Consider the following 21,192-nt stretch of genomic DNA (forward strand, 5'->3'; position numbering starts at 1 on the left):
TTTTCACCAGCCAGTGGTTTCTGTTTTCGGGCTGTTTTTGTAAAAACAGCCCGAAAACAGAAACTTAAATCTTTGCCAAATGCCTTTCTGAGAAAAACCTAAACAGCTTCTCAATTTCATACCCATTAAACTGAGGATAGAACTGACTAAGAGCCTGTTTACATTTTTGTTTTGCAGCGGAAAATGGGGAGCGAAAGGTACTGGCGAAGCCATTTTTGAGCAGCGTAGCAGCGCTACGGTGAGAGGAAAAGGCAAAAACTGGTTCTTCTGAAACCACTTTGTAGTACAAAAGATAAATAAAAACACGCCCTAAAGCCTTTTGAAGCAGTCTTTCTTTTCCACTCCACCTCCATCTCAATTATTGATTTTAACTATATCATCAGCACCTGGTTTACGCATCACCCAGGAAAACAAAAGTTGAAATAAGGTCTTAGATGCCCCTAGGTTGTATCTTTGGGCCTATGAGTTTTTTACAGGTCACTGGCATCAGTAAGCGGGAAGAGAAAGGATGGGTGGTGAAGGATGTTTCTTTTTCCCAGCGCGAGCACCAAAAAATTGCGATTGCCGGCGAAACCGGCTCCGGGAAAAGCACCCTCCTCAAAATGGTAGCCGGGCTGGTTCAGCCAGATACAGGCAGCATCTTTTTTGAAAAGGAGAAGGTGTTTGGACCAGCAGAGCAGTTGGTGGCGGGACACGAACGCATTGCCTATCTCTCCCAGCAGCATGAGCTGCCGGAATTTTTGCGGGTAGAACAGGTGCTGCGGTATGCCAATACCCTTGACGCGCAGGACGCCGAACAGCTATTTGAGGTGTGCCGCATTTCGCACTTGCTGAAGAGACGCACAGACCAGTTGTCTGGCGGGGAAAAACAGCGGATTGCGCTGGCCAGGCTCCTCCTCACCTCCCCTGGCCTGCTTCTGCTGGATGAGCCATTCTCTAACTTAGACCCCCTCCATAAGAACGTCTTGAAAACAACTATTCAGGAAGTGGGGGAAACCTTGGGCATTACCTGTATCCTGATTTCCCATGATCCGCAGGACACCCTCTCCTGGGCAGACCACCTGCTGATCATGCGCCAAGGCGAAATTATTCAGCAGGGCTCACCCCAGCAGGTATATTATGAGCCGAAAGATGAATACGTGGCCGGCCTTTTTGGGAAGTACAATCTGGTGCCAGCAGAACTCTTACAGGGTATAGTCTCAGATACACAAGCGAATTCCCTCTTCTTGCGGCCAGAACAGCTCACCATCCTGAGGGATGGCAGACCAGGCCTTAGAGGCACTATTGTGGGGAAAGTATTTTACGGGGCCTATTATGAAGTGGAAGTTCTTCTAAAAGGCGCCTCCCAGCCCATACTGGTTAGAACAGACAATGCGCAACTCTTGCCGGGAGCTGAGCTATTTCTTTCTCTTACTGCTGATTCGTTCTGGTTTTTATCATCAGATGTGGTGTAGGGCTTTCTTTTCTAGTTCCTCCAGGAGGGTCCGTCTATGACTTGGGCTTCTGTTTCTGGCCTGTTTTTGTGAAAGTAGGCCCAAAACGGGGCGCACGCTTATGCCAGCCCAAGTCTTTTAAAGAAGAAAACGGCAAACGTTAAACAGCTTCTCAGTTTCCTAAAAGAAGTAACTTTTATAGAAAGACAGTCAGAGAAGATTTTCCATTGGTCCACTTCTAGTCTGGGGTAAACCATTCCGGTTTCCCCTGATGGGCGTATTCTGTTTTTGGGCTGTTTTTCAAAAAACAGCCCCAAAACAGAATACGCCCTCTGCGTGGCAAGAAACAGAATTTAGGTGTACCTTGCATCTCCAAAATTAGCTTATAACCAGCATGATCCTCACTGACCGCCAGATACTGGAAGAAATAGAAAAAGGCACCATTTTGATAGAGCCGTATGACCGTACCTGCCTGGGCACCAACTCCTATGACGTTCATCTTGGGAAATACCTGGCCTCTTATAAAGATGAAGTTCTTGATGCCCGCAAGCACAATCAGATAGAAACGTTTGAAATCCCCGCCGAAGGGTTTGTGCTGGAGCCCGGCAAATTGTACCTGGGTGTTACCGAGGAATACACCGAAACCCATGCCCACGTCCCTTTTTTAGAGGGCAAATCAAGTGTGGGCCGGTTGGGCATAGACATTCATGCCACCGCCGGGAAAGGTGATGTAGGCTTCTGCAACCACTGGACCTTAGAGATCTCTGTCAGCCAGAAAGTGCGGGTTTACCACCAGATGCCTATTGGCCAGCTCATTTACTTTGAGGTTAAGGGCGGTATTGAAAACTACTACAACCAGAAAAGCAACGCCAAATACAATGACCGCACCGTGTACCCGGTTGAGTCTATGATGTGGAAGAACAACTTTTAACGCAGTTTCCCTGTGCAAACAATCTTCATTGCACCATTCTGTGAAGGCAGTTGCAACAGGGGAAGAATTTCAGGTAAAAGCTGCAAAGCGCTTTGCAGAAAGCAACAAAAGGCGCTTGCCCCCGTTCTTTTTTACAGGGTAGCCAACTATTTTCCCTTCAGTTTTGTTCTAAGATAGATGGCACGGATGTTGTGTAGTATAAACCAAAACCTGAAGACGATGAAAAGATTAGCATATGCATTGGTAGTGATGATGTTAGCTAGTGTGGTTTCTTTCGCCCAAAATACCGGAACCGCCGAGCAACGCGCCCAGAACCTTTCAGATAAAATGATCAGAGAACTGCAGTTGAACAACTATCAGTCCCGTAAGATCAGACAGATAAACCTGGAAAAAGCCAGAAAAATGGTGGAGTTTGAGGCCAAGCACGCCAATGACAAAGCTGAACTGGAGAAATGTATCAATGGGGTGTGTAAGGAGCGGGACGTTGAGCTGGCCAATCTGCTGAGCACTGCCCAGTACTCCCAATACTACAGCTCCCGCAAGTCTTTCAATAGTTTTGACCGCGAATATGCTGTAAAATTGCAGAAGCAGAACTCCAAGGTGGCCAAAACCCTGGTTGCCCAAGACAAGGAAGATGCGAAACGTTCTTTCCCTGCCGCCGAGGTGGCAGTGATCAAAGAGGCTTCTCCTTCTAAGAACTAAGACGCCAACTAATTTATAAAAGCAGAAAGCCGCCCATTCAGGCGGCTTTCTGCTTTTATAGAAATCTGATCTGGTGATTTAGGACTGGGGGTTCTGGGCTGCGTTTCTTTTTTGCTGTTCTTCTACGTGTTGCATTAACTCCTGGCAAAGCGTACGCATTTTCTCAGCCATCACCTTGTCACTGGTGGCTGTCTCTAAACTCTGGGCCATAGCACCAAGGGTGTCAATGTAGAAATACTTCATCTCATCTACCGGCATGTCTTTGGTCCAGAGGTCAATTTTCATGGTTCCAGAATCATTTCTGTCCCATAGGGCAATGTTGATGGCCTTAGCGAAATGGATATCAGTACCGGCATCGGTGGCGGTCCAACTGATGGCCTCTGGTACGCGTTGGTCATCCAGGGCAATACTAAAATGTATCTCTGATTTTTTCATCTGCTTCATGTTCTTTCGCGCCGGGGCGCTGATTTCTGAAAGCGCAAAGGTAAACTGTTTTTCTCAGTTCTGGGAGAAAGTTGAAAAACTCCGGGCCCATAGCTATTTAAAAGTAGGCCTTTTAGCCATTTCCTAAATTCTATTAAAAACTATCTTTCATTTGAAGATTACTTATACTCAAGATACTATACATGAAACAACCAGGTTTAACTGTTCTTCTGGCTTTTACAGGTTTAACGGCCTAGAGCCAGACTGACACTGTATATTTAAACCAGTAGTACAAGGCTACAGCAGAAAAAGAGGGGGCTGTTTATTAAAGAGTTACCACCTATACAGGTTCAAAAAAAGAGAGGAGGCTCCAAAACACTTTTTATAGGTCAGGCCAAAAGTTTTATGAAGATGCTGCAGTCAAGGTGTCTAAAGACTTATATAAACAGCAAGGGCCTACCAGGTACTATTATAAAAATGGCCAGGTGAAAGAGGGACAACTCTATACCAGTGCAGAAGTCCAAATAAGCAAATGGCATGAGAACGGCCAGCTCTACTACAGGGGTGTAAAGAGGAACGGCAAGCCGGAAGGTGAGGCGGTTGGCTACTAACCCAGCTGAAAGTTGCTTAGGCGCGAAATATTCAGCAAAGGGGAGCTGGTGACAGGTGAATGTTTTGCTGAAGATGGTAAAACAACCATCCCATATTATCCGCATTTTTCTTTTCCTGATTTTCCGGGAGGCCCAAGCACCCTCATGAAACTGGTGATGACCAGTTTTAAAATGCCGCAGGAAACCAGTAGAAGTAGGGTCGCAGGAACAACCGTCGTACATTTTATAGTTACAAAGGAAGGCAAGCTCCATTCTCCGTCAATTGTAAAGTATGTTCACCCAGATATTGACGAGGAGGTATTAAGAGTTGTGAACACGCTGCCCAATTTTGCTCCTGCTCTTGAAGAAGGGAATTGATGACACCTACTCCTTCCCTGTTAGGGTTAGATAAGAGGCCTGCCTTAAAAAAATAGCTATACAACCAACAGATGAGCCATTCCTTTTGGTAGTACCCCGCTACTAAAAAACACGAATGGCGTGACCTAAAAAAGAAGCCTCCCCAGAGTCACTGGGGAGGCTTCTTTTCTTCTGGATGGAGAAGTAGTACTATACGTAATTGTTCAGCATTACCGGCATTACCAGCATTAAGATGCTTTCCTCCTCATCTGTGTTGGCTGGCATTAAAAGACCGGCTCGGTTAGGGGTAGACAGTTCCAGCGTGATTTCGTCTGAGTCCATGTTGTTCAGCATCTCGGTCAGGAATTTCGCGTTGAAACCAATTTCCATGTCCTCGCCGTCATACTGGCACGTAAGACGTTCGCTGGCTTCGTTAGAGAAATCCAGATCTTCTGCAGAGATCTGTAGTTCACTGCCAGTAATTCTGAGACGGACCTGATGGGTGGTTTTGTTTGAGTAAATAGAGATACGCTTCACTGAGCTCAGGAAGTCATACCGGTCAATGCTCAGTTTGTTAGGGTTCTGCACCGGAATCACGTTCTCATAGTCTGGGTAACGCTCATCAATCAGACGGCAGATCATTCTGATGTTGTCAAAGCTGAAGAAAGCGTTTGAGGTATTAAACTCAACCCGCACCGCCGTAGCCTCACTTGGCAAAGTAGACTTGAGCAGGTTGAATGCCTTTTTAGGAATGATAATTGACGTAGCGTTTTCGCTGCCAATATCTTTGCGGCGGTAACGCAGCAGGCGGTGCCCGTCTGTGGCCACAAACGTGATGTTGTCGCTGTTCAACTGGATGTAGATACCGGTCATGGCGGGCCGCAACTCATCATTGCTCACCGCAAAGATGGTTTTGGTGATGGCCCGGCTCAACACGTTTGAGGGAATCTCAATGGCGTTCCCGCCTCTCACCACCGGTACCTTAGGGAAATCAGTGGCATTCTCACCAGACAGCTTGTAACGTCCGTTTGAAGAGCTGATCTCTATGGTGTAAGTTTCTTCATCAATGGTAAACGTCACCGGCTGGTCAGGCAGGTTTTTCAGGGTATCTATCAAGATACGGGCCGGGGCGGCAATGCGTCCGTTCTCACGGGCCTCCACGTGTATCTCCGTAATCATGGATGTCTCCAAGTCGCTGGCGGTGATGGTGAGAACACCGTCGTTGATCTCAAACAGGAAGTTTTCCAGAATAGGCACTACCGGGTTGTTGGCCACTACCCCGTTAATGCTGGTAAGCTGCTTGAGCAGCGCCGTAGAAGATACAATGAATTTCATGCGGTATAGTCGTTTAGCGAAAGGTCTTTAATAGGGCAAAGTTAACCAAAAAAGGATTTTTTCCTACCGCCACCGCCACCATTCTCCCCTTTTTTTGATCACCGGCAGCGAGGGCGGCTTTTCAGTTTTCACCGCAACTTCAGCTCTCCCGCCAGCTTTTAGTACCTGTTCCTGTTTTAGGGCTGTTTTTCAGAAAACAGCCCTAAAACAGGAGGTCTTCTTTAACAGGAACTTGAAGTATTCTGGTACAATAGACACCACAGCCCACAATGGGCATGCAGCACTGAGCCGCCCCCTTTCCTAAAGATGAAACGGAACACCAAACTATCTGGCCTGAAAGGGACCCTGCCGTCACTTCTAACCCTATAGACAAATGGATCTAGCCTTTCTAATTGAAAGGAACTTGCCAGTTGAAAGGAGCTTGCCAGTTTGCCTATTACCTGCGCGCCTTTTTCAGGAACCGTTGCTTAGAATCAGAAAAAGCACGTGCCGCGCTGGCCCTATCAGAGCTAGCAGCACTGGGGGAGAACTGGAACAACAGGTTAGGCTCAGCCAAGGTGATGAAAGATTGCTCATTAAATTGCGAAACCACCTCTAGAACACTGCCTGCCGCCTTTTTATCAGCACTTAGAATATGAATTTCATCTGACAAAGAGAAGACTATTTTGGTATTCGTTTTCTGTACCAGCTGCTCTAACTGGGCTAAAGTGCCGCTTCCTTCAATAGAAACCAAAAATTCATTTGAAACACCCAGCCAGGCATCTACAGCCGGGTCTTCAGAGGGAGTAGAAAAGGTGGGATTGGCAAATAGAACGCTAGGGTGCTTCTCCAGCCGCTTCATCAGTTTAGTGGCGTCAAAGCAGGTGCTGTTTGGCTTTAGCCGAACAATGGTGAGCACCCCTGAGTATAAGAAGGTCTCCCCTTCAATGCTGTCCACCTGCGGGTGCAGTGATAAAAGCCACTTTTTTGCCTGTAGGGGCACGCCTTCAGCAAAACCCACCAGCACCAATTTGCCCCAGGCATTCCCCAGGCTAACCCGGCCGTCATATTTATGGAAGTAGGAAAAGTCCTGGCAGCTGGCTTCCCGGCTTTCTGAAACCAAGGCAAGCGCCTGGGCCTCTTCTGAAGGATCTACTACTTCTTTTTCACAGGAAAACAGGAAGGGGAGCGCAAACAGTATAGAAATCTTGAATAGCAGTTTTTTCATTGTAAGAGAAATTAAACAGAAAATCATCTCTTACGGAATTGGCTTAATTCAAGCCCATTATCTCCCCATATTTCTTAAAATAAATTTTGATAGCACAATACCAATATATCATCCGCTAAAAATCAGTTTCTCTGCACCATCTCTCCGTTTTTAACCTCTAAGAACTGGCCTTGCATCTTGCTTACTTTCCCGTTAACCAGAATGGTGTCAAACCCTTCAGCCAGCTGAAATGGGTTTTCATAGGTAGCGGTAGCCTTTACTTTCTCTGGGGCAAAAACCAGTATATCAGCCTTCTTACCAACGGCAATCTCGCCCCTGTCTGTAAGGCCCAAGGTTTGTGCAGGCAGGGAGGTCATTTTACGGATGGCCTGCGGCAGGGTGAGCAGTTTCTGCTTGACCACGTATTCTTCAATGATGAGCGGGAAGGAGCCGTAGCCGCGCGGGTGGCGCATGTCTGGGCCACCATCTGAGCAGATCATGGTGCTGGGGTCTGTGATAAACCGGGCCTGCAACTCCTGGTCCATCACAAAATACGCCGCTGAGGCCCCGCCGGGTTTGATGTCCTCTATGAGCACGTCTTCAAACGGCTTCTGCTTTTCCTGCGCCAGTTGGGCCAGCGTCTTGCCCGCAAACGGCCCAGAACCTAGCAGCGTCGCCTCGGGGCCGTTCCTCTTTAAGACGCGGTTACGCAGGTAGGTGGCCAATTCTTTCCGCCGTGCGGCGACCACCTGCCCGTAATCATGCGGCGGCAAGGCCCACTCCGGGAAGAGAATGCTGATGCCCGTGAACGAGGCCGTGTACGGGTACACATCTGCGGTGACGCGGATGCCCTGCTGCCGCGCCCGTTCCAGCTGCTGCAAAATTTGCTCGGCGCGTTCCTTGCCTTGGCCATACACCACTTTTATGTGCGACACGTGCACCGGGCAATGCTGGCCTTGCATGAGCAGTTCCTCCAAAGAAGCCTCTACGGCGTTGTCATCTTCATTGCGCACGTGGCTGGTAATGAACTTGCCCTTCTCCCCTACCACTTTGGCCAGATACTCCATCTCATAAGCGGGCGCGTACAAACCGGGCAGGTATTCTAATCCGGTGGAAAGGCCAATGGCACCCAAATCCAGTTGCTCCCGCAACAGCTGTCCCATTTTCTCCAACTGCGCCTGGGTGGGCAGGGAGTCATATTTAATGCCCGAAGCCATTCTGATGCTGCCATGCCCTACAAACGTGGCCATATTCACTTCTGACCCAGTGGCACCTACCCGTTGCAGCCAACTTTCCAGATCTTGGCTGGGGCTGTCGCCGTCGTTGCCCAGGGTAATGGTAGTGGCACCCATGGCCAGGAAGTTCATGAAGCCTCTTTTGCCGGTGGGGTTGCCGTGGGCGTGGGTATCAATGAACCCGGGCGTGACTACTTTGCCTTTGGCGTCAATGGTTTTGGCAACCTGCACCAGGGTTTCGTCTACTTCACCAATAAAAGCAATGGAATCACCGCGCACCAGAATATCAGCGGTGTACCCTGCTTTGCCGGTTCCGTCCACCACCTGGCCGTTATCAATGAGAACGTCAAAACTTTTGCTGGAATTTGCCTGAAGAAACTTCTGAAATGGACTAACCTTGGGCGTGCAGCCTGCCAGCACCAACAGGCACAGAAAAGAGAAGAGGGAATTGCGAATCATAGCTGCAGTCATGGTCTGAAGCCGTAAATTACGCATTGGCTCTCATTTACCAAACCGCCTCCTGGCTGCTCCGGTCTTTGTGTTTTTATCCTATTCCTGAAAAAGCAGATATGAAACAGAAAGAAAAAGGATGGGTAGATTAATTAAAAAGAGAGCCTGTTTAGCATTTCCAAAACTGAGCTTTAGATAGCTTCTGTACTGGCGCCAGCACCCGCTTGTGTCGCTGTTTTGGCTCTTCTTTTGCGAAAACAGGCCAGAAACAGAAGCAAACAACTTCAAAAGACTACCAAAAAGCAGACACTTGCGCCTATGATCAGAAAACACTAAACAGGCTCATAAAATAGATTTAACACCTGGTTCTTTAAGATGAAAGATTAGGTGAAAGTTACTATCATTAGGTAAGACATTAATTTATTTATCAAACACAAGCAAAAGATATTCAGAACGTCCGGAATGATTTTTTTTATATATCTTTACTTAGCATAACCATTTTGGGCTGACTTTTAACATTACGCTATGCGGCTTATCTACTTGATGCTTTTTATGGCCTGGCTTTTTTCCATGACACCAGGAATTGCCCAAAATGTTCCAAGGCAATATGTAAATGATATGGCAAAGGTGCATGCCACGCACTCCTCCCGGCAGTTTCATATGAATACTACTGTTGGTGTTGGAATTAATCTTCCGGCTATCCTGCAGAAAATGGCCTATAACCCTGAGTCAGCCTACATCATTACTTTTAAAGACAGCACCCAGAAGCAAGTTCTCGCTAAGATAAATTTTGAGGACAAGAAGGTATTTCTAATGCCCGCTGTGTCAAAAGCAAAAAAAGACACATTACAAAAGCCTATGCGTATTTACCCAAACCAAACATTGTCCATTTTAGCGGTTGATCCCGCTGGTGTTGCCTCTTCAGTAGGTATAGCCAATGATAGTTGTTGGCTTTTCACAAACATAAAAGGGAGGATCAATGCTTATTCTTATCTACCTAAACCATTTACAGGCAAAATAGGGGAAGATTTTTTTCAATTTATACAAAAAGATGGCGGCCCTATCCAACCTTTTTCTCCAGAATTACTAAAAGATTTGGTTTCTGACAATGAAAAATCAAAACTAAAATTAAATGTACTGAAATACTATGAGGCAATGGTAGTATACAATAAGGAAAAAAAGTAGTGCCGCGTTTATAGCTAAGGCTCTTATTACATAAGGCACTTACAAGATTTTAAATATACTTAAAAGGCAATTACAACAATGCCATTCCGCCGCGGCGGTCAATTTTGCCGGTAGCCGTCTCAGGCAACCTTGGCAAGTAACCAAACTGCTTGGGAATCTCATATTTGCCCAGCTGTTCACTCAACATGCCTTTCAGGTTCTGCTCCTCCTCATCCGCAAGCGGACTTCCTTCCAACACAGCAATGAGCCGCTCGCCTAAACTTTCATCTGGAAGGGCAGCGGCGAAGCACCGGCGGCTCATGCCGAGTTGGTGCAGCGCATCTTCCAACGCACTTTCCACCTTTTCCAGCTGCACCTTCACCCCGCCGGAGTTGATAGTATTATCGGCGCGGCCGAGCCATTTAAACGAATGCGCATCTATCATCTCCACGCGGTCATTGGTCACCAGCACCTCACCGCCGGTCACATCAGCCATGATGGTGAGGCAGCCGCGTTCGTCCTGGCCGAGCGTCACTTCCGCCGGGGCGGTGTAGTAGTCTGTTCTCTCAGCGCCATTCAACCGCCGCACCGCTACGTGCGAAACCGTTTCGGTCATGCCATAGCTTTGGAACACGGGTACTTCCAGCGCCTGCACCGCCGCTTCCAGCTGTTTAGAGACTGGCGCGCCCCCAAGTAAAATGGCTTTCATGCGGTTCAGCAGCCCCACTTTCTCCGGCGTCTGCTCCAGAATGGTCTGCAGTTGCAGCGGCACCAGGGCCACAAAGTCAAACTCAGCCGCGGTGTCCACGCGCACCAGCGGGTTCCCCGATGGCTCTACGATGGTCATGTGCAGCTGCCCCACAAACCCGCGCACCAGCATCATCATGCCGGCAATATACTCGGTGTTCAGGCAAACCAGCACCCGGTCTTCAGGTTGCAAATCAAACAGGCGAAGCGTGCGTTTGGCACTGGCTTCCATGCGGTCACGGCTCAATTCCAGCCACTTGGGCGTGCCCGTGCTCCCCGACGTCTGAATAGCAAACTCCTGCACGCCCTGCAGCCAGTTTTTGCAGAACTCCAGCGTCTTGGCCTCATACCCGTCAATGGGAATGCTCTCCCGGAACGAGTAGTGCTGGATTTCGTCTAAGAAAAACTTCTTCTGGTTGAGCAGCAGGTGGTCTGGCATAGGTGGGTATCAAGTAGTGCGTATCAAGTAGCAAGACAAACGAATAAATTCAATTGTCAAGTGCTATACGCAAAGAAACAGAAACCTGTAAAAGAAAGCGGAGCAGTTTTCAGGTTTTAGCCTAGAACTGCTCCGTTTTCTAATTTCTAAACTTTAGGCATGCATTCCGTCCCCCTTTGAAGGCCCGGGATGACTAAGGCCGCTCTAGACCCTCTAACTTTAATCAAGCGGAATGGAAAATCAATTCTCGGAAATGCGTGGCACTGCACGAGTAAATCTGCACGAGTAATCATCCCCCTACCCCCCCTTCAAAGGGGGACGGAATGCGTGCCTAATTTTCAAGAAAATGACTTCACAGGCTAATTGTGCTCTACTCAAACCAAAAGTCTTGCTACGTCGCGATACGCGATACACGATACACTTAAGGGAACTTAGGATACTTAGAGAAATCCGGTTTGCGCTTCTCCAGGAATGCGTTTTTGCCTTCCTTGGCTTCGTCTGAAAGATAGTATAGCAAGGTAGCATCACCGGCCAGTTGCTGCACGCCGGCCTGACCGTCAAGTTCGGCGTTGAAAGAGGCTTTGAGCATGCGCAGGGCCAACGGGCTTTTCTCCAGAATCTTCTGGCACCACTCCACCGTGGTTTCCTCCAATTGCTCCAGCGGCACCACTTTGTTCACCAGGCCCATGTCCAGGGCTTCCTGCGCGTTGTATTGGTCGCAGAGGTACCAGATCTCCCGTGCTTTCTTCTGGCCTACAATGCGGGCCAGGTAAGACGCCCCAAAACCACCGTCAAAGGAACCTACTTTGGGTCCTGTCTGTCCGAAGCGGGCGTTCTCCGCGGCAATAGATAAGTCGCAGACCACGTGCAGCACGTGCCCGCCGCCAATGGCCCAGCCGGCCACCATGGCAATCACGGGCTTGGGGATGCGTCTGATTTGCATCTGCAGGTCCAGCACGTTCAGGCGCGGAACGGTGTCTTCACCCACGTAGCCGCCGTGGCCGCGCACGCTCTGGTCGCCGCCCGAACAGAAGGCTTTCCCGCCCTCGCCAGTCAGGATTATCACGCCAATGTCTGAGTTGTCGCGGCAGATGTTCATGGCGTCAATCATCTCGGCCACAGTGCGCGGCGTGAACGCGTTGTGCACCTGCGGACGGTTGATGCTGATCTTGGCGATGCCGTTGTAGAACTGGAACAGAATCTCCTGGTATTCTTTGATGGTGCTCCAAGTGTAGTTGCTTTCCATAACTTGTTTTTTATAAATCAGGCTCCCGCCCGAAATTTAACAGTTGGTTCTTCTGAGGAACGTACGAAACCGAACGGTTTTCCGCCGCCCCGGCGCAAAGGTATTGAACCCGGCGGTCATTTCGTAACTTGAAACCAGCAGCTGGGCATTTCTGTTTTCGGCCTCCTTTCTGAAAACGAGGCCAAAAACGGGAATCAGGGGAACAGTTCCATGAAAGTAGTGCACCGTTCGTTCCTCCTGCGCTTCAATCCTATTTCTGAACATTCACCACGCCTTCCCACTTTTTTTAGTCATTCTGAAAGGAACCGGTGGGCGAACTAGATGTCTTTTTATAATACGTTACTGCCGCTTGCCGCCAAGATTCTTCCAGAAGGACCAAGGGGAAAAGCCATGCCCCAAAGCGCAATTATCTGCTTTTGTCTGCGCTATTCGGGATTTGCAATCTTCCGCTATTCGGGATTTGCAATCCCGAATTTGATTACCTGCGGATTTGCAATCCGCGGCGCGTGCTGTTCAAAAGTGCCGAGACGGGGATTACAAATCCCCCAGTTATTTGCTTCCGGATTACAAATCCGGAAGAGCGTTTAGCAGAATATGGCGCGGAAGTTACTTCCGTGACTTACGGTTAGGAAGTGACTTCCGCGCCATAGTTGAAAAACCTAGTGAAACGGTTTCTGTTTTTGCCCTCATTTCTGGAAAAGAGGCCGAAAACGGAAATCACCTTTATCCCAGCTTTATTCCCTGTACCGCTTTCCGGTACTCCGCAAAAATCTCGTAGTTCTCCGGGCTGCTGGTTTCTAGCTCTAAGAGTTGCGGCCCCGCCGATGGGTCAAAGAAACCGGTCAAAGCTTCTTGCAGTGAAACCGAGTCTGTCACTTTCAAATAACCCAGCCCCATGTCTTCGGCGGTTTTCTGGGCGGTTTGGCGTTGCTCGGTCTCAAAGAAGGGCCGTAACTCAGGCTGACTTCTGGGTCCTTCAATCATTCTAAAGATGCCGCCGCCGTGGTTGTTGAGCACAACAATGCGCAGGTTCTGGGGCAGGTCATTGTGCCAGAGCGCGTTGCGGTCATACAGAAACGCCATGTCTCCCGTCACCAGCGTCACCAGTTTGTCGGTGCTCAACGCCGAGCCAACCGCGGTACTGGTGCTGCCGTCAATGCCGCTGGTGCCGCGGTTGGCAAAGACCTCCACGCCTGGGTTTTCGGCCACGCCGATGAGGTTGGCGTAGCGCACGCTCATGCTGTTGGCCAGGTGCAAAAGACTGTTCTGAGGCAGATTCCGCAACACCTGGTAACACGCGTTGAACTCTGAAAATGGGCTGTTTTCCTGAAAACGCATCAAAACCGACTTCGCGGTAGCGTTCAGTTCATGCCAGGCTTGGGTAAACGCGGGAGTTACTTGCAACCCTGTTTCCTGCTGCGTCAACTGCTCAAAAAACGTCTGCGGCTGCGTTCGGATGATGCGGGTGAGTTTCTGGAAGGTATCGGCTACCATGCCCGCCGGTTGCACGTGCCAATGGGCCATTCCCTGCTGCTGGCGCAAGAACAGTTTCAGGTTCTTGGAGATAAGTGATTTATGGAACGTAATGAGTAAATCTGGCTTGAGCGCCTCCTCGGTTTGCAGGTGTTTGGCTCCCAGAAACACGTCATGGTAGTTGATGGTTTCGCCATCGGCTTGCTGGTTGCTGATGGTGTCTGCCACAAACACAGCTCCGGTGGCGCGGCAGAAGTTCTGGATGACGGCGTGCAGCGCATCGTCTTTCCTGCCTTGCCCGGCCACCACCAGCACGCGCTTGTATGTTTTCAATTCAGTTGCCAACTGTTGCCAAACCTCGGCCGGCAGGCCGAAAGCAGAAGGCAGTTCCTCTATGATTTTCACATCACTGGAAAACGCGAACACCTCCCCTTCCTCGGGGTAAAAAGGTTCGCGCAGCGGAATATTGAGATGCACGGGACCTTCCGGAAAAGCGGTGGCTTCGTTAAAGGCTTCATTGATTAAACGGTTGGCGTGCCATTGGGAATCTGCGTGCGACGTATCTACCGGGAAATCCAGGCTGCGCTTCACGTGGCCGCCGTAGATGTGGCTCTGCCGGATGGTTTGGCCGTCCAGCTGGTCAATCCACTCGGGCGGTCTATCAGCGGTGAGCACCAACAGCGGAATGTTCTGGTAGAAAGCCTCGGCCACGGCGGGCGCGTAGTTGTAGGCGGCAGTGCCAGAGGTGCAGACCAGCACCACCGGCTTGCCCGTCTGCTGCGCGATGCCCAGCCCAATGAAGGCGGCGCTGCGTTCATCTGGCACCGTGCGTACCCGCAGTTGCGGGTGACGGGCAAAGGCCAGTGTGAGCGGTGCGCAGCGCGAGCCCGGCGAAAGCACCACGTCCTGCACACCTTTGCGGGCGCAGATTTCGGCTATGTCAATGACGGCTTGTAAAATCATGATTCAGAGGCTTGGAAAAGGCGCAGCACGGTCTGCATTTTGAGTTCGGTCTCCTGCCATTCTTTGGCGGGGTTGGAGTCAGCGGTCATGCCGGCGCCGGCGTAGGCGGTCACGGTCTCTTTCCTTACTTCCGCACAGCGGAGGTTCACAAACAGGTTGGTCTCCTGCCCCAGCTGTACCGGTCCCAGAAACCCGCTGTAGTACCGGCGGTCGTGCTGCTCCAGTTCATTTATCATTTTCAGGGCCGCGGCTTTGGGCATTCCGCCCACGGCGGAAGTGGGGTGCAACAGTTCCAGCATCTGGGAACCCAATTGCGGAAATCCAACTTCGTCCATGGCCGCACTATAATCGGTTTTGAGGTGCAGCAGATTTCCGGCGGCTATGGTTCTGGGCCCCGCCTCCACGTATTCGCGCAGCCGGAGGTGTTTGAAACAGCTGATGATGTAGCGCTGCACCAAGGCCTGTTCCTCAATTTCCTTCTGCCGCCAGATGGCATCGGCGGGCGTGAGGCCGTCGGTGATGGGTTGCGTTCCGGCCAAGGCCACCGTTCTGAACACGCGGTGGCGGTCAATCTGCACTAAAACCTCTGGCGTAGCGCCCAGCCACGTGCCAATGCCCGGAATGGCCACCAACGAGACGAAAGCCGTGGGGTACAGTTGGGTGAGGTGGTCAAAGGTCTGCAACAGGTCAAACCCCTCAAACAGCGGCAGCGTTTTGGTTCTGGACAGCACCACCTTCTCCAGACAGCCCGCCTGCATGGCACTCACCGCCGCGGCCACCGTCTGCTCAAACGCATCTCGCCTAATAGCGGAAACGGTGCCCTGCGGGTGCTGCGCCCAGTTCTGTAACGGCTGGCTTTCCTGTTTTTGGCCTGTTTTCGCCAAAACAGCCCGAAAACGCTCTGGCAAATCTATAGTGTTGACTTCTACGTTTTCATCGGCTTTGCCGCAGTAATAGATATCTGCGGGCAGGAAATTAATAGGAGATGTTGGGGAAACCTGGAACGGGTGGAAAGCAAATCCTTTTCCCGGGCCTTCCAGCGGCGGCAAAGAATTCTCCGTTTCCTTGGCCACCAGTGCCTGTACGTGTTGCGTATTGGGCAGCCGCCAGAGAGCAGTGGGGAGTTCAGCTTGAGCGGCAGCTTTAAACAATGAAAAAGAAATCTCCTGCGGCGAAAGGCCGGCAGTGGATTGGTGGATTGAGGAAGAAATATTGTCGGGCATGGAATGTTAAGGTTGGCTCTGCTGCCCGTTTTGTTAGGCACATGCGCTTTGAAATTTTTAGTTTCTACGGCATCTATTTACTGATGTACAATAATTTCATCACGGGTCATTTCCACCAAATCATGGTGTTTTAATAATCTCTGCAGCAACGCAAGATTCTTCTCAAATAAAGCCAGCAGTCCTTGGTTCTTTAGGTTCCCTGTTTTCAAAAGGAGTAGCTTTGGCGGCTCTTTCTTAATGATATAGGATTTGAGAAAATCGGTGTCTTTGGTGATGACAATTCGCTCCTGCTCTTTTGCCAAACGGGCAATCAAGCCGTCTTTCGTAGCATTCTTTTCGGGTAAATCCAGCGTATGCACAGAATCAACTCCTTGATTCTTAAAGAACTCAGAAAGGCTTTTAGGCAGCTGAGCATCTACCAAAAACTTCATGAGGCAATGCGGTACACGCCCTTCACCTGCAACACTTTAGCGGCGTACTGCAGACACGCCAGAAAATCTTCCCGCTCCAAATCTGGGTAATCTTCCAATAGTTCTTCAATGGTCATGCCTGCGGCCAAGAGTTCCAGCATGTTCTCCACGGGGTAGCGCAATCCCCTGATGGTAGGCTTGCCGTGGCAGATGTCCGGGTCAATGGTAATGCGGTTAATCAGTTCTTCCTGCATGAGCTAGGCTTAATATTGGTGCAACGCAAAAATCTATTTCACTTTATCCAAAACGGCCATGGTAATGCGGCTAATACACACCAAATCGCCGGCCTCTGAGGTAATACGTATTTCCCAGACCTGGGTCTTGCGCCCCACATGCACGGCCGTGGCCTTGCCATAGACAAACCCGCTACGCACACTCTTGATGTGGTTGGCGTTGATTTCCAGCCCCACGCAGTACTGCTTCTCCAAATCCAGGAACATGGTGGCAGCTACACTCCCCAGTGTTTCGGCCAGGGCCACTGAGGCGCCGCCGTGCAACAGGCCCATGGGCTGATGCGTGCGGTGGTCAACGGGCATGCGGCCAATTAAATAATCATCGCCAATTTCTGTGTATTCCATCCCCAGGTGCTCTCCTAACGTATTCTTGTTCCAGGCGTTGAGTTGCTCCAGGGTGAGGTCGCGGCGTTTTTTCATGGGTAGTATTGGGAATAATGGCCTATCTTGGGCCGCAAATTAGCGTAAAATTGAGCCTCAAAAAAATATACCTCATCCGGCACGGCCAAACCGACCTCAACCTGCAAGGGATTGTGCAAGGCAGCGGCGTAGACAGTTCCCTCAATGAAACCGGCCGCTGGCAGGCCGACAAATTCTTCCAGGCGTACCAGCACGTGAAATTCGATAAAATCTACACCTCGGCGCTGCAGCGCAGCGTGCAGAGTGTGCAGCCATTCATTGACTTGGGCATTCCGTTTGAGCAGCACGCAGGGCTGAACGAAATCTGCTGGGGACACCGGGAGGGCACCAGAATCACCCCTGAGGAGGACGCCTATTACTATGAGATGCTGGAGCGCTGGAACCAGGGCGAAACCCACCTGCCCATTGAGGGCGGCGAAAGCCCGGAACAGGTGGCCGAGCGGCAGAAACCGGTGATGGAATTGATTCTGTCACGGCCCGAGGAACAAACCATTCTTATCTGCATGCACGGCCGTGCCATGCGGGTGCTGCTGGCGTGGCTCCTGCACTACCCGCTCTACCAGATGGACCGCTTCACCCACCACAACCTCTGCCTCTATGAGCTGAACCACACGGGCACCATGTTTTGGGTGGAGAAGTTTGACGATGTCTCACATCTGGGCTGAGTTTCAGGAACAACTTTTCCGTTTTCGGCCTGTTTTTCTGAAAATAGCTCAAAAACGACTTTACATTCTCTTACCACCATATTTGTATTAGAGCATTTTTGCCTCTATTTTTGAAGCCTTAAAACTGAGCAAATACTATGGCCGAAATCATTAGAATGCCCAAGATGAGCGACACCATGACCGAAGGGGTCATTGCCTCATGGTTGAAGAAAGTTGGTGATTCTGTGAAATCTGGGGACGTTCTTGCCGAGGTGGAAACCGACAAAGCCACCATGGAACTGGAGTCTTACGAAGACGGAACCTTGTTATACATCGGGCCCAAAGACGGCGAGTCGGTGCCCGTTGACGGCGTGCTGGCCATCATTGGCAAGCAAGGCGAAGTTATTTCCGGCCTGTTGGCCGAAGTGAACGGCGGCGGCGCCCCTGCCCCCGCTGCTGAAGCCCCTCAACCAGCCGAGGCCCCTAAAGCCGAAGCCAAGCAGGAAGCCGCCCCTGCCGCCGCACCATCGGCGCCTGCCGCTAAAGTGAACGCTGAACTGGTGAAAATGCCCAAAATGAGCGACACCATGCAGGAAGGAACCATTGTGGCGTGGCACAAGAAAGTGGGCGACAAAGTAAAATCCGGAGACCTGCTGGCCGAGGTGGAAACCGACAAAGCCACCATGGAGCTGGAATCTTATGAAGACGGAACCCTGCTGTACATTGGCGTAGAGGCCGGTGCCTCAGTGGCCGTAGACGGTGTGCTCTGCATCATTGGTGAAGCCGGGGCAGATTACCAGGCCTTATTGAACGGTGGCGGCAAAGCCGAAGACAAAGGAGCCAATGTTCTGTCTGGTTCTATTGAAGAAGTCACCCGCGCCGAAAACCATAAAACCGATGCCCAAACCCAATCTGGTGACGGTGTAAACCAAGCCGCCGGTGGCCAGGTTCCAAGCCAAGGTTCAGGTGCTCCCGCTGGTTCAGAAAACCAAGGCCGTATTTTAGCCTCGCCGCTGGCGAAGAAAGTGGCCCAGGAAAAAGGCATCAGCTTAGCTCAGGTAAAAGGCTCTGGCGAGAACGGCCGTATTGTGCTGCGTGACGTGGAGAACTTCACCCCTGGCGCCGCCGCTCCTAAAGCTGCCCAACCCCAAGCTGCAGCCCCGGCTGCGCAAGCCGCTCCGGCTCAGTCTGGTGAAGCGTTCTCTGAGGTTCCGGTTACACAGATGCGCAAGGTGATTGCCCGCCGTCTGTCTGAGAGCTTGTTCACCGCGCCGCACTTCTACCTCACCATGGAAATTGACATGGACAAGGCCATGGAAGCGCGCACCGCCATGAACGAGGTGTCTCCGGTGAAAGTATCATTCAACGACATGGTCATCAAAGCCGCCGCCGCTGCCCTGAAAAAACACCCAGCCGTGAACTCTTCGTGGTTAGGCGACAAGATTCGCTACAACAACGTGGTGAACATTGGCGTGGCCGTAGCCGTGGAAGAAGGCCTGTTGGTACCGGTTGTTCGCAACGCCGACCAGAAATCACTTTCTACCATCTCTGCCGAAGTAAAAGACTTGGGTGGCAAAGCCAAGTCTAAGAAACTCCAGCCAAGTGATTGGGAAGGCAGCACGTTCACCATCTCTAACCTGGGCATGTTCGGCATTGAGGAATTCACTGCCATCATCAACCCGCCAGATGCCTGTATTCTGGCCGTAGGCGGAATCAAGCAGACGCCAGTGGTGAAAAACGGGCAGATCCAGATTGGCAACGTGATGAAGGTAACATTATCGTGCGACCACCGCGTGGTAGACGGCGCCGTAGGTTCTGCGTTCCTGCAGACCCTGAAAGCGTTCCTGGAGAACCCGGTGACCATGCTGGTGTAATTAGTTGCTAGTTGTTTGTTCTTCGTTGTTAGACGGACTATAGATAAGCAAGAGCCGAGGGAGAAATCCTTCGGCTCTTGCTGTTTTAGGCCTGTTTTCTGAAAAACAGGCTAAAAACGCAAATAGCGGTGTCCCTTCTCCCGCTGGGAGAAGGTTAGGATGAGGGTGGTTCCAATTGCCAGAAGCAGGATTTTCGGGATTAGGTGAATTTTCAGGATTGGGTTAGAAGTTGGCTTAGACGCTCGCAGGTCCTCCGGACGCTACGAGGTCTTTTTGAAATGGCTGATTGTGCATTGTTGATGGTTAAGAATAAATGCGCTGGCGCGAGCTTGCAGCTCGTGCCTACCCGTGCTGCGAGTCTCCAGACTCGCCGGGAACCAAGAGTTGGGAATATGTGATAACAGGAGTCTGGAGACTCCAACCACCCATCGCACGAGTCTGGAGACTCGCGCCAGATAAGACGGAGCATAGACGCAATCTTTTCTTTGGCGCGGAAGCTACTTCCGTGCCTTTTCTCTGTTTGGCCTTTGCTATTCTAAAAGCAACGGACTTGCCCTCCTCCTCCCCTTTCCCTGAAGGGGAAGGAACGCCGCTGTTCCTGTTTTCGGGCTGTTTTCCTAAAAACAAGCCAGAAACAGGAACATGCCTTATACTTTCAGCCTTGGGTCTGGGCTGGCGTACTGGTCAGTGAAGTCTCCGGCCAGGAATTGGTAATGGGCGGCCATGGCAATCATGGCGGCGTTGTCTGTGCAATATTGGAAAGCAGGCAGGTAGACGTTCCAGCCGTACCGTTTAGAGTAGTCTTGCAAGGTGGCCCTTAACCCAGAATTGGCAGAGACACCGCCGGCAATGGCAATTTCTTTTATGCCTTGCTCCTTGGCCGCCAGCACCAGTTTCTTCATCAGTGTCTGGATCAGGGCGCTTTGGATGCTGGCGCAAATGTCGGCCAGGTTATGCTGCACAAACTCTGGGTCAGCGGCAGAATTCTTTTTTACAAAATTCAGGATGGAAGTCTTGATGCCACTGAAGGAGAAGTCATAGCCTTCCATGTTCACAATGGGGAACTGGAAACGGTTTGGGTCTCCAGCCGCCGCTTTTTTGTCTAGCAGCGGGCCGCCCGGGTACGGCAGCCCCAGCAGTTTGGCAGATTTGTCAAAGGCTTCGCCCACGGCGTCATCTGTGGTCTGGCCCAGCACCTGCATGTCCAGATGGCTTCGCACCAGCACAATCTGGGTGTGTCCGCCGCTCACGGTGAGGCAGAGAAACGGGAAGGCTGGCCGGGGGGCTTCAATAAAATGCGCCAGGATATGCGCTTTCATGTGGTTCACCTCTATCAAAGGGATCTCCAGACCCAGCGCGAAAGATTTGGCAAACGAGCAACCCACCAAAAGCGCCCCCAGCAAACCCGGGCCGCGGGTAAATGCCACCGCATCTAACTCTGATTTTGCTATATTTGCTTTTTGCAGGGCCTGTGCAACTACGGGAATAATGTTCTGCTGGTGTGCCCTGGAGGCTAACTCTGGCACTACCCCGCCGTATTGCTCATGTATTGCCTGCGTGGCCACAATGTTTGACAGCACATGGCCGTTTTGAATGACAGACGCCGAGGTCTCATCACAAGATGATTCTATCGCTAATATTGTAGGGTTCATAA

The 21,192-nt window shown here is 50.8% G+C and carries 19 protein-coding genes; 7 read left to right on the forward strand and 12 right to left on the reverse strand.

Annotated elements, in window-relative coordinates; all coding sequences use genetic code 11:
- Positions 1 to 461: 461 nt before the first annotated feature.
- From A8O25_RS05865 to A8O25_RS05875, 3 genes are all read left to right on the forward strand, one after another.
- Positions 462 to 1,454, forward strand: a complete 993-nt coding sequence (locus A8O25_RS05865; protein ID WP_066832174.1) for an ABC transporter ATP-binding protein — start codon at positions 462 to 464, stop codon at positions 1,452 to 1,454.
- Between the two features lie 373 nt (positions 1,455 to 1,827).
- Positions 1,828 to 2,364 carry a dCTP deaminase gene (gene dcd / locus A8O25_RS05870; RefSeq protein WP_066832055.1) on the forward strand — a complete coding sequence of 179 codons (537 nt, stop codon included), beginning with the start codon at positions 1,828 to 1,830 and terminating at the stop codon, positions 2,362 to 2,364.
- 219 nt (positions 2,365 to 2,583) lie between these two features.
- Positions 2,584 to 3,066: a hypothetical protein gene (locus tag A8O25_RS05875; RefSeq protein ID WP_153042609.1), complete on the forward strand. Its 483-nt coding sequence runs from the start codon at positions 2,584 to 2,586 to the stop codon at positions 3,064 to 3,066.
- 78 nt (positions 3,067 to 3,144) lie between these two features.
- Here the strand turns inward: A8O25_RS05875 and gldC are convergent, their stop codons facing one another.
- Positions 3,145 to 3,510, reverse strand: coding sequence for a gliding motility protein GldC (gldC, locus tag A8O25_RS05880; RefSeq protein ID WP_377047720.1), 366 nt, complete (start codon positions 3,508 to 3,510; stop codon positions 3,145 to 3,147).
- 602 nt (positions 3,511 to 4,112) lie between these two features.
- Here gldC and A8O25_RS05890 point away from each other — a divergent pair.
- Entirely contained in the window at positions 4,113 to 4,457 is a 345-nt protein-coding gene (locus tag A8O25_RS05890; RefSeq protein ID WP_066832061.1) for an energy transducer TonB, read from the forward strand.
- A 189-nt stretch (positions 4,458 to 4,646) separates the two neighbouring features.
- Here A8O25_RS05890 and dnaN read toward each other — a convergent pair whose 3' ends face one another.
- The 3 genes from dnaN to A8O25_RS05905 form a co-directional block, all read right to left on the reverse strand.
- Entirely contained in the window at positions 4,647 to 5,771 is a 1,125-nt protein-coding gene (gene dnaN / locus A8O25_RS05895) for a DNA polymerase III subunit beta (protein WP_066832063.1), read from the reverse strand.
- Positions 5,772 to 6,207: 436 nt separating this feature from the next.
- A complete protein-coding gene (locus tag A8O25_RS05900) occupies positions 6,208 to 6,978 on the reverse strand; it encodes a hypothetical protein (protein ID WP_066832066.1) in 771 nt (256 codons plus the stop codon).
- A 122-nt stretch (positions 6,979 to 7,100) separates the two neighbouring features.
- A complete protein-coding gene (locus A8O25_RS05905) occupies positions 7,101 to 8,651 on the reverse strand; it encodes an N-acyl-D-amino-acid deacylase family protein (RefSeq protein WP_082893479.1) in 1,551 nt (516 codons plus the stop codon).
- Positions 8,652 to 9,167: 516 nt separating this feature from the next.
- Here A8O25_RS05905 and A8O25_RS05910 point away from each other — a divergent pair.
- On the forward strand, positions 9,168 to 9,827 hold the full coding sequence (locus tag A8O25_RS05910; protein WP_066832068.1) for a hypothetical protein: 660 nt from the start codon (positions 9,168 to 9,170) through the stop codon (positions 9,825 to 9,827).
- Between the two features lie 70 nt (positions 9,828 to 9,897).
- Here the strand turns inward: A8O25_RS05910 and A8O25_RS05915 are convergent, their stop codons facing one another.
- The 7 genes from A8O25_RS05915 to A8O25_RS05950 form a co-directional block, all read right to left on the reverse strand.
- Complete coding sequence (locus A8O25_RS05915; RefSeq protein WP_082893480.1) at positions 9,898 to 10,992, reverse strand: AMP-binding protein; 1,095 nt, start codon at positions 10,990 to 10,992, stop codon at positions 9,898 to 9,900.
- Positions 10,993 to 11,413: 421 nt separating this feature from the next.
- On the reverse strand, positions 11,414 to 12,238 hold the full coding sequence (menB, locus tag A8O25_RS05920) for a 1,4-dihydroxy-2-naphthoyl-CoA synthase (protein ID WP_066832073.1): 825 nt from the start codon (positions 12,236 to 12,238) through the stop codon (positions 11,414 to 11,416).
- Positions 12,239 to 12,961: 723 nt separating this feature from the next.
- Positions 12,962 to 14,674, reverse strand: coding sequence for a 2-succinyl-5-enolpyruvyl-6-hydroxy-3-cyclohexene-1-carboxylic-acid synthase (gene menD, locus A8O25_RS05930; RefSeq protein WP_066832077.1), 1,713 nt, complete (start codon positions 14,672 to 14,674; stop codon positions 12,962 to 12,964).
- Positions 14,671 to 15,897, reverse strand: coding sequence for a chorismate-binding protein (locus A8O25_RS05935; protein WP_082893481.1), 1,227 nt, complete (start codon positions 15,895 to 15,897; stop codon positions 14,671 to 14,673). Before A8O25_RS05935 ends, menD begins: the two co-directional genes overlap by 4 nt.
- Before the next feature lie 77 nt (positions 15,898 to 15,974).
- Complete coding sequence (locus A8O25_RS05940; protein ID WP_066832079.1) at positions 15,975 to 16,328, reverse strand: DUF5615 family PIN-like protein; 354 nt, start codon at positions 16,326 to 16,328, stop codon at positions 15,975 to 15,977.
- Entirely contained in the window at positions 16,325 to 16,561 is a 237-nt protein-coding gene (locus A8O25_RS05945) for a DUF433 domain-containing protein (RefSeq protein ID WP_066832081.1), read from the reverse strand. The genes A8O25_RS05940 and A8O25_RS05945 overlap by 4 nt, the downstream gene beginning before the upstream one ends.
- A gap of 33 nt (positions 16,562 to 16,594) precedes the next feature.
- Positions 16,595 to 17,020 carry a hotdog fold thioesterase gene (locus tag A8O25_RS05950; protein WP_066832083.1) on the reverse strand — a complete coding sequence of 142 codons (426 nt, stop codon included), beginning with the start codon at positions 17,018 to 17,020 and terminating at the stop codon, positions 16,595 to 16,597.
- A 50-nt stretch (positions 17,021 to 17,070) separates the two neighbouring features.
- Between A8O25_RS05950 and A8O25_RS05955 the strand changes: the two genes are divergently transcribed.
- Positions 17,071 to 17,685: a histidine phosphatase family protein gene (locus A8O25_RS05955; RefSeq protein ID WP_153042610.1), complete on the forward strand. Its 615-nt coding sequence runs from the start codon at positions 17,071 to 17,073 to the stop codon at positions 17,683 to 17,685.
- Positions 17,686 to 17,822: 137 nt separating this feature from the next.
- Complete coding sequence (locus A8O25_RS05960) at positions 17,823 to 19,538, forward strand: pyruvate dehydrogenase complex dihydrolipoamide acetyltransferase (RefSeq protein WP_066832087.1); 1,716 nt, start codon at positions 17,823 to 17,825, stop codon at positions 19,536 to 19,538.
- 647 nt (positions 19,539 to 20,185) lie between these two features.
- Here A8O25_RS05960 and tsaD read toward each other — a convergent pair.
- Entirely contained in the window at positions 20,186 to 21,190 is a 1,005-nt protein-coding gene (tsaD, locus tag A8O25_RS05965; protein WP_066832092.1) for a tRNA (adenosine(37)-N6)-threonylcarbamoyltransferase complex transferase subunit TsaD, read from the reverse strand.
- Positions 21,191 to 21,192 lie beyond the last annotated feature (2 nt).

It is taken from the genome of Rufibacter ruber, assembly GCF_001647275.1.
In the GTDB taxonomy this organism is placed as follows: Bacteria; Bacteroidota; Bacteroidia; order Cytophagales; family Hymenobacteraceae; genus Nibribacter; species Nibribacter ruber_C.

Excerpts from the sequence above, each read along its gene's own strand:
- A8O25_RS05915 (WP_082893480.1), bottom strand. The coding sequence starts at position 10,992 with ATGCCAGACCACCTGCTGCTCAACCAGAAGAAGTTTTTCTTAGACGAA.
- dnaN (WP_066832063.1), bottom strand. The coding sequence starts at position 5,771 with ATGAAATTCATTGTATCTTCTACGGCGCTGCTCAAGCAGCTTACCAGC.
- A8O25_RS05875 (WP_153042609.1), top strand. The coding sequence starts at position 2,584 with ATGAAAAGATTAGCATATGCATTGGTAGTGATGATGTTAGCTAGTGTG.
- A8O25_RS05960 (WP_066832087.1), top strand. The coding sequence starts at position 17,823 with ATGGCCGAAATCATTAGAATGCCCAAGATGAGCGACACCATGACCGAA.
- tsaD (WP_066832092.1), bottom strand. The coding sequence starts at position 21,190 with ATGAACCCTACAATATTAGCGATAGAATCATCTTGTGATGAGACCTCG.
- gldC (WP_377047720.1), bottom strand. The coding sequence starts at position 3,510 with ATGAAGCAGATGAAAAAATCAGAGATACATTTTAGTATTGCCCTGGAT.
- menD (WP_066832077.1), bottom strand. The coding sequence starts at position 14,674 with ATGATTTTACAAGCCGTCATTGACATAGCCGAAATCTGCGCCCGCAAA.
- A8O25_RS05935 (WP_082893481.1), bottom strand. The coding sequence starts at position 15,897 with ATGCCCGACAATATTTCTTCCTCAATCCACCAATCCACTGCCGGCCTT.
- A8O25_RS05900 (WP_066832066.1), bottom strand. The coding sequence starts at position 6,978 with ATGAAAAAACTGCTATTCAAGATTTCTATACTGTTTGCGCTCCCCTTC.
- A8O25_RS05950 (WP_066832083.1), bottom strand. The coding sequence starts at position 17,020 with ATGAAAAAACGCCGCGACCTCACCCTGGAGCAACTCAACGCCTGGAAC.
- dcd (WP_066832055.1), top strand. The coding sequence starts at position 1,828 with ATGATCCTCACTGACCGCCAGATACTGGAAGAAATAGAAAAAGGCACC.
- A8O25_RS05910 (WP_066832068.1), top strand. The coding sequence starts at position 9,168 with ATGCGGCTTATCTACTTGATGCTTTTTATGGCCTGGCTTTTTTCCATG.
- A8O25_RS05940 (WP_066832079.1), bottom strand. The coding sequence starts at position 16,328 with ATGAAGTTTTTGGTAGATGCTCAGCTGCCTAAAAGCCTTTCTGAGTTC.
- A8O25_RS05945 (WP_066832081.1), bottom strand. The coding sequence starts at position 16,561 with ATGCAGGAAGAACTGATTAACCGCATTACCATTGACCCGGACATCTGC.
- A8O25_RS05905 (WP_082893479.1), bottom strand. The coding sequence starts at position 8,651 with ATGATTCGCAATTCCCTCTTCTCTTTTCTGTGCCTGTTGGTGCTGGCA.
- menB (WP_066832073.1), bottom strand. The coding sequence starts at position 12,238 with ATGGAAAGCAACTACACTTGGAGCACCATCAAAGAATACCAGGAGATT.
- A8O25_RS05865 (WP_066832174.1), top strand. The coding sequence starts at position 462 with ATGAGTTTTTTACAGGTCACTGGCATCAGTAAGCGGGAAGAGAAAGGA.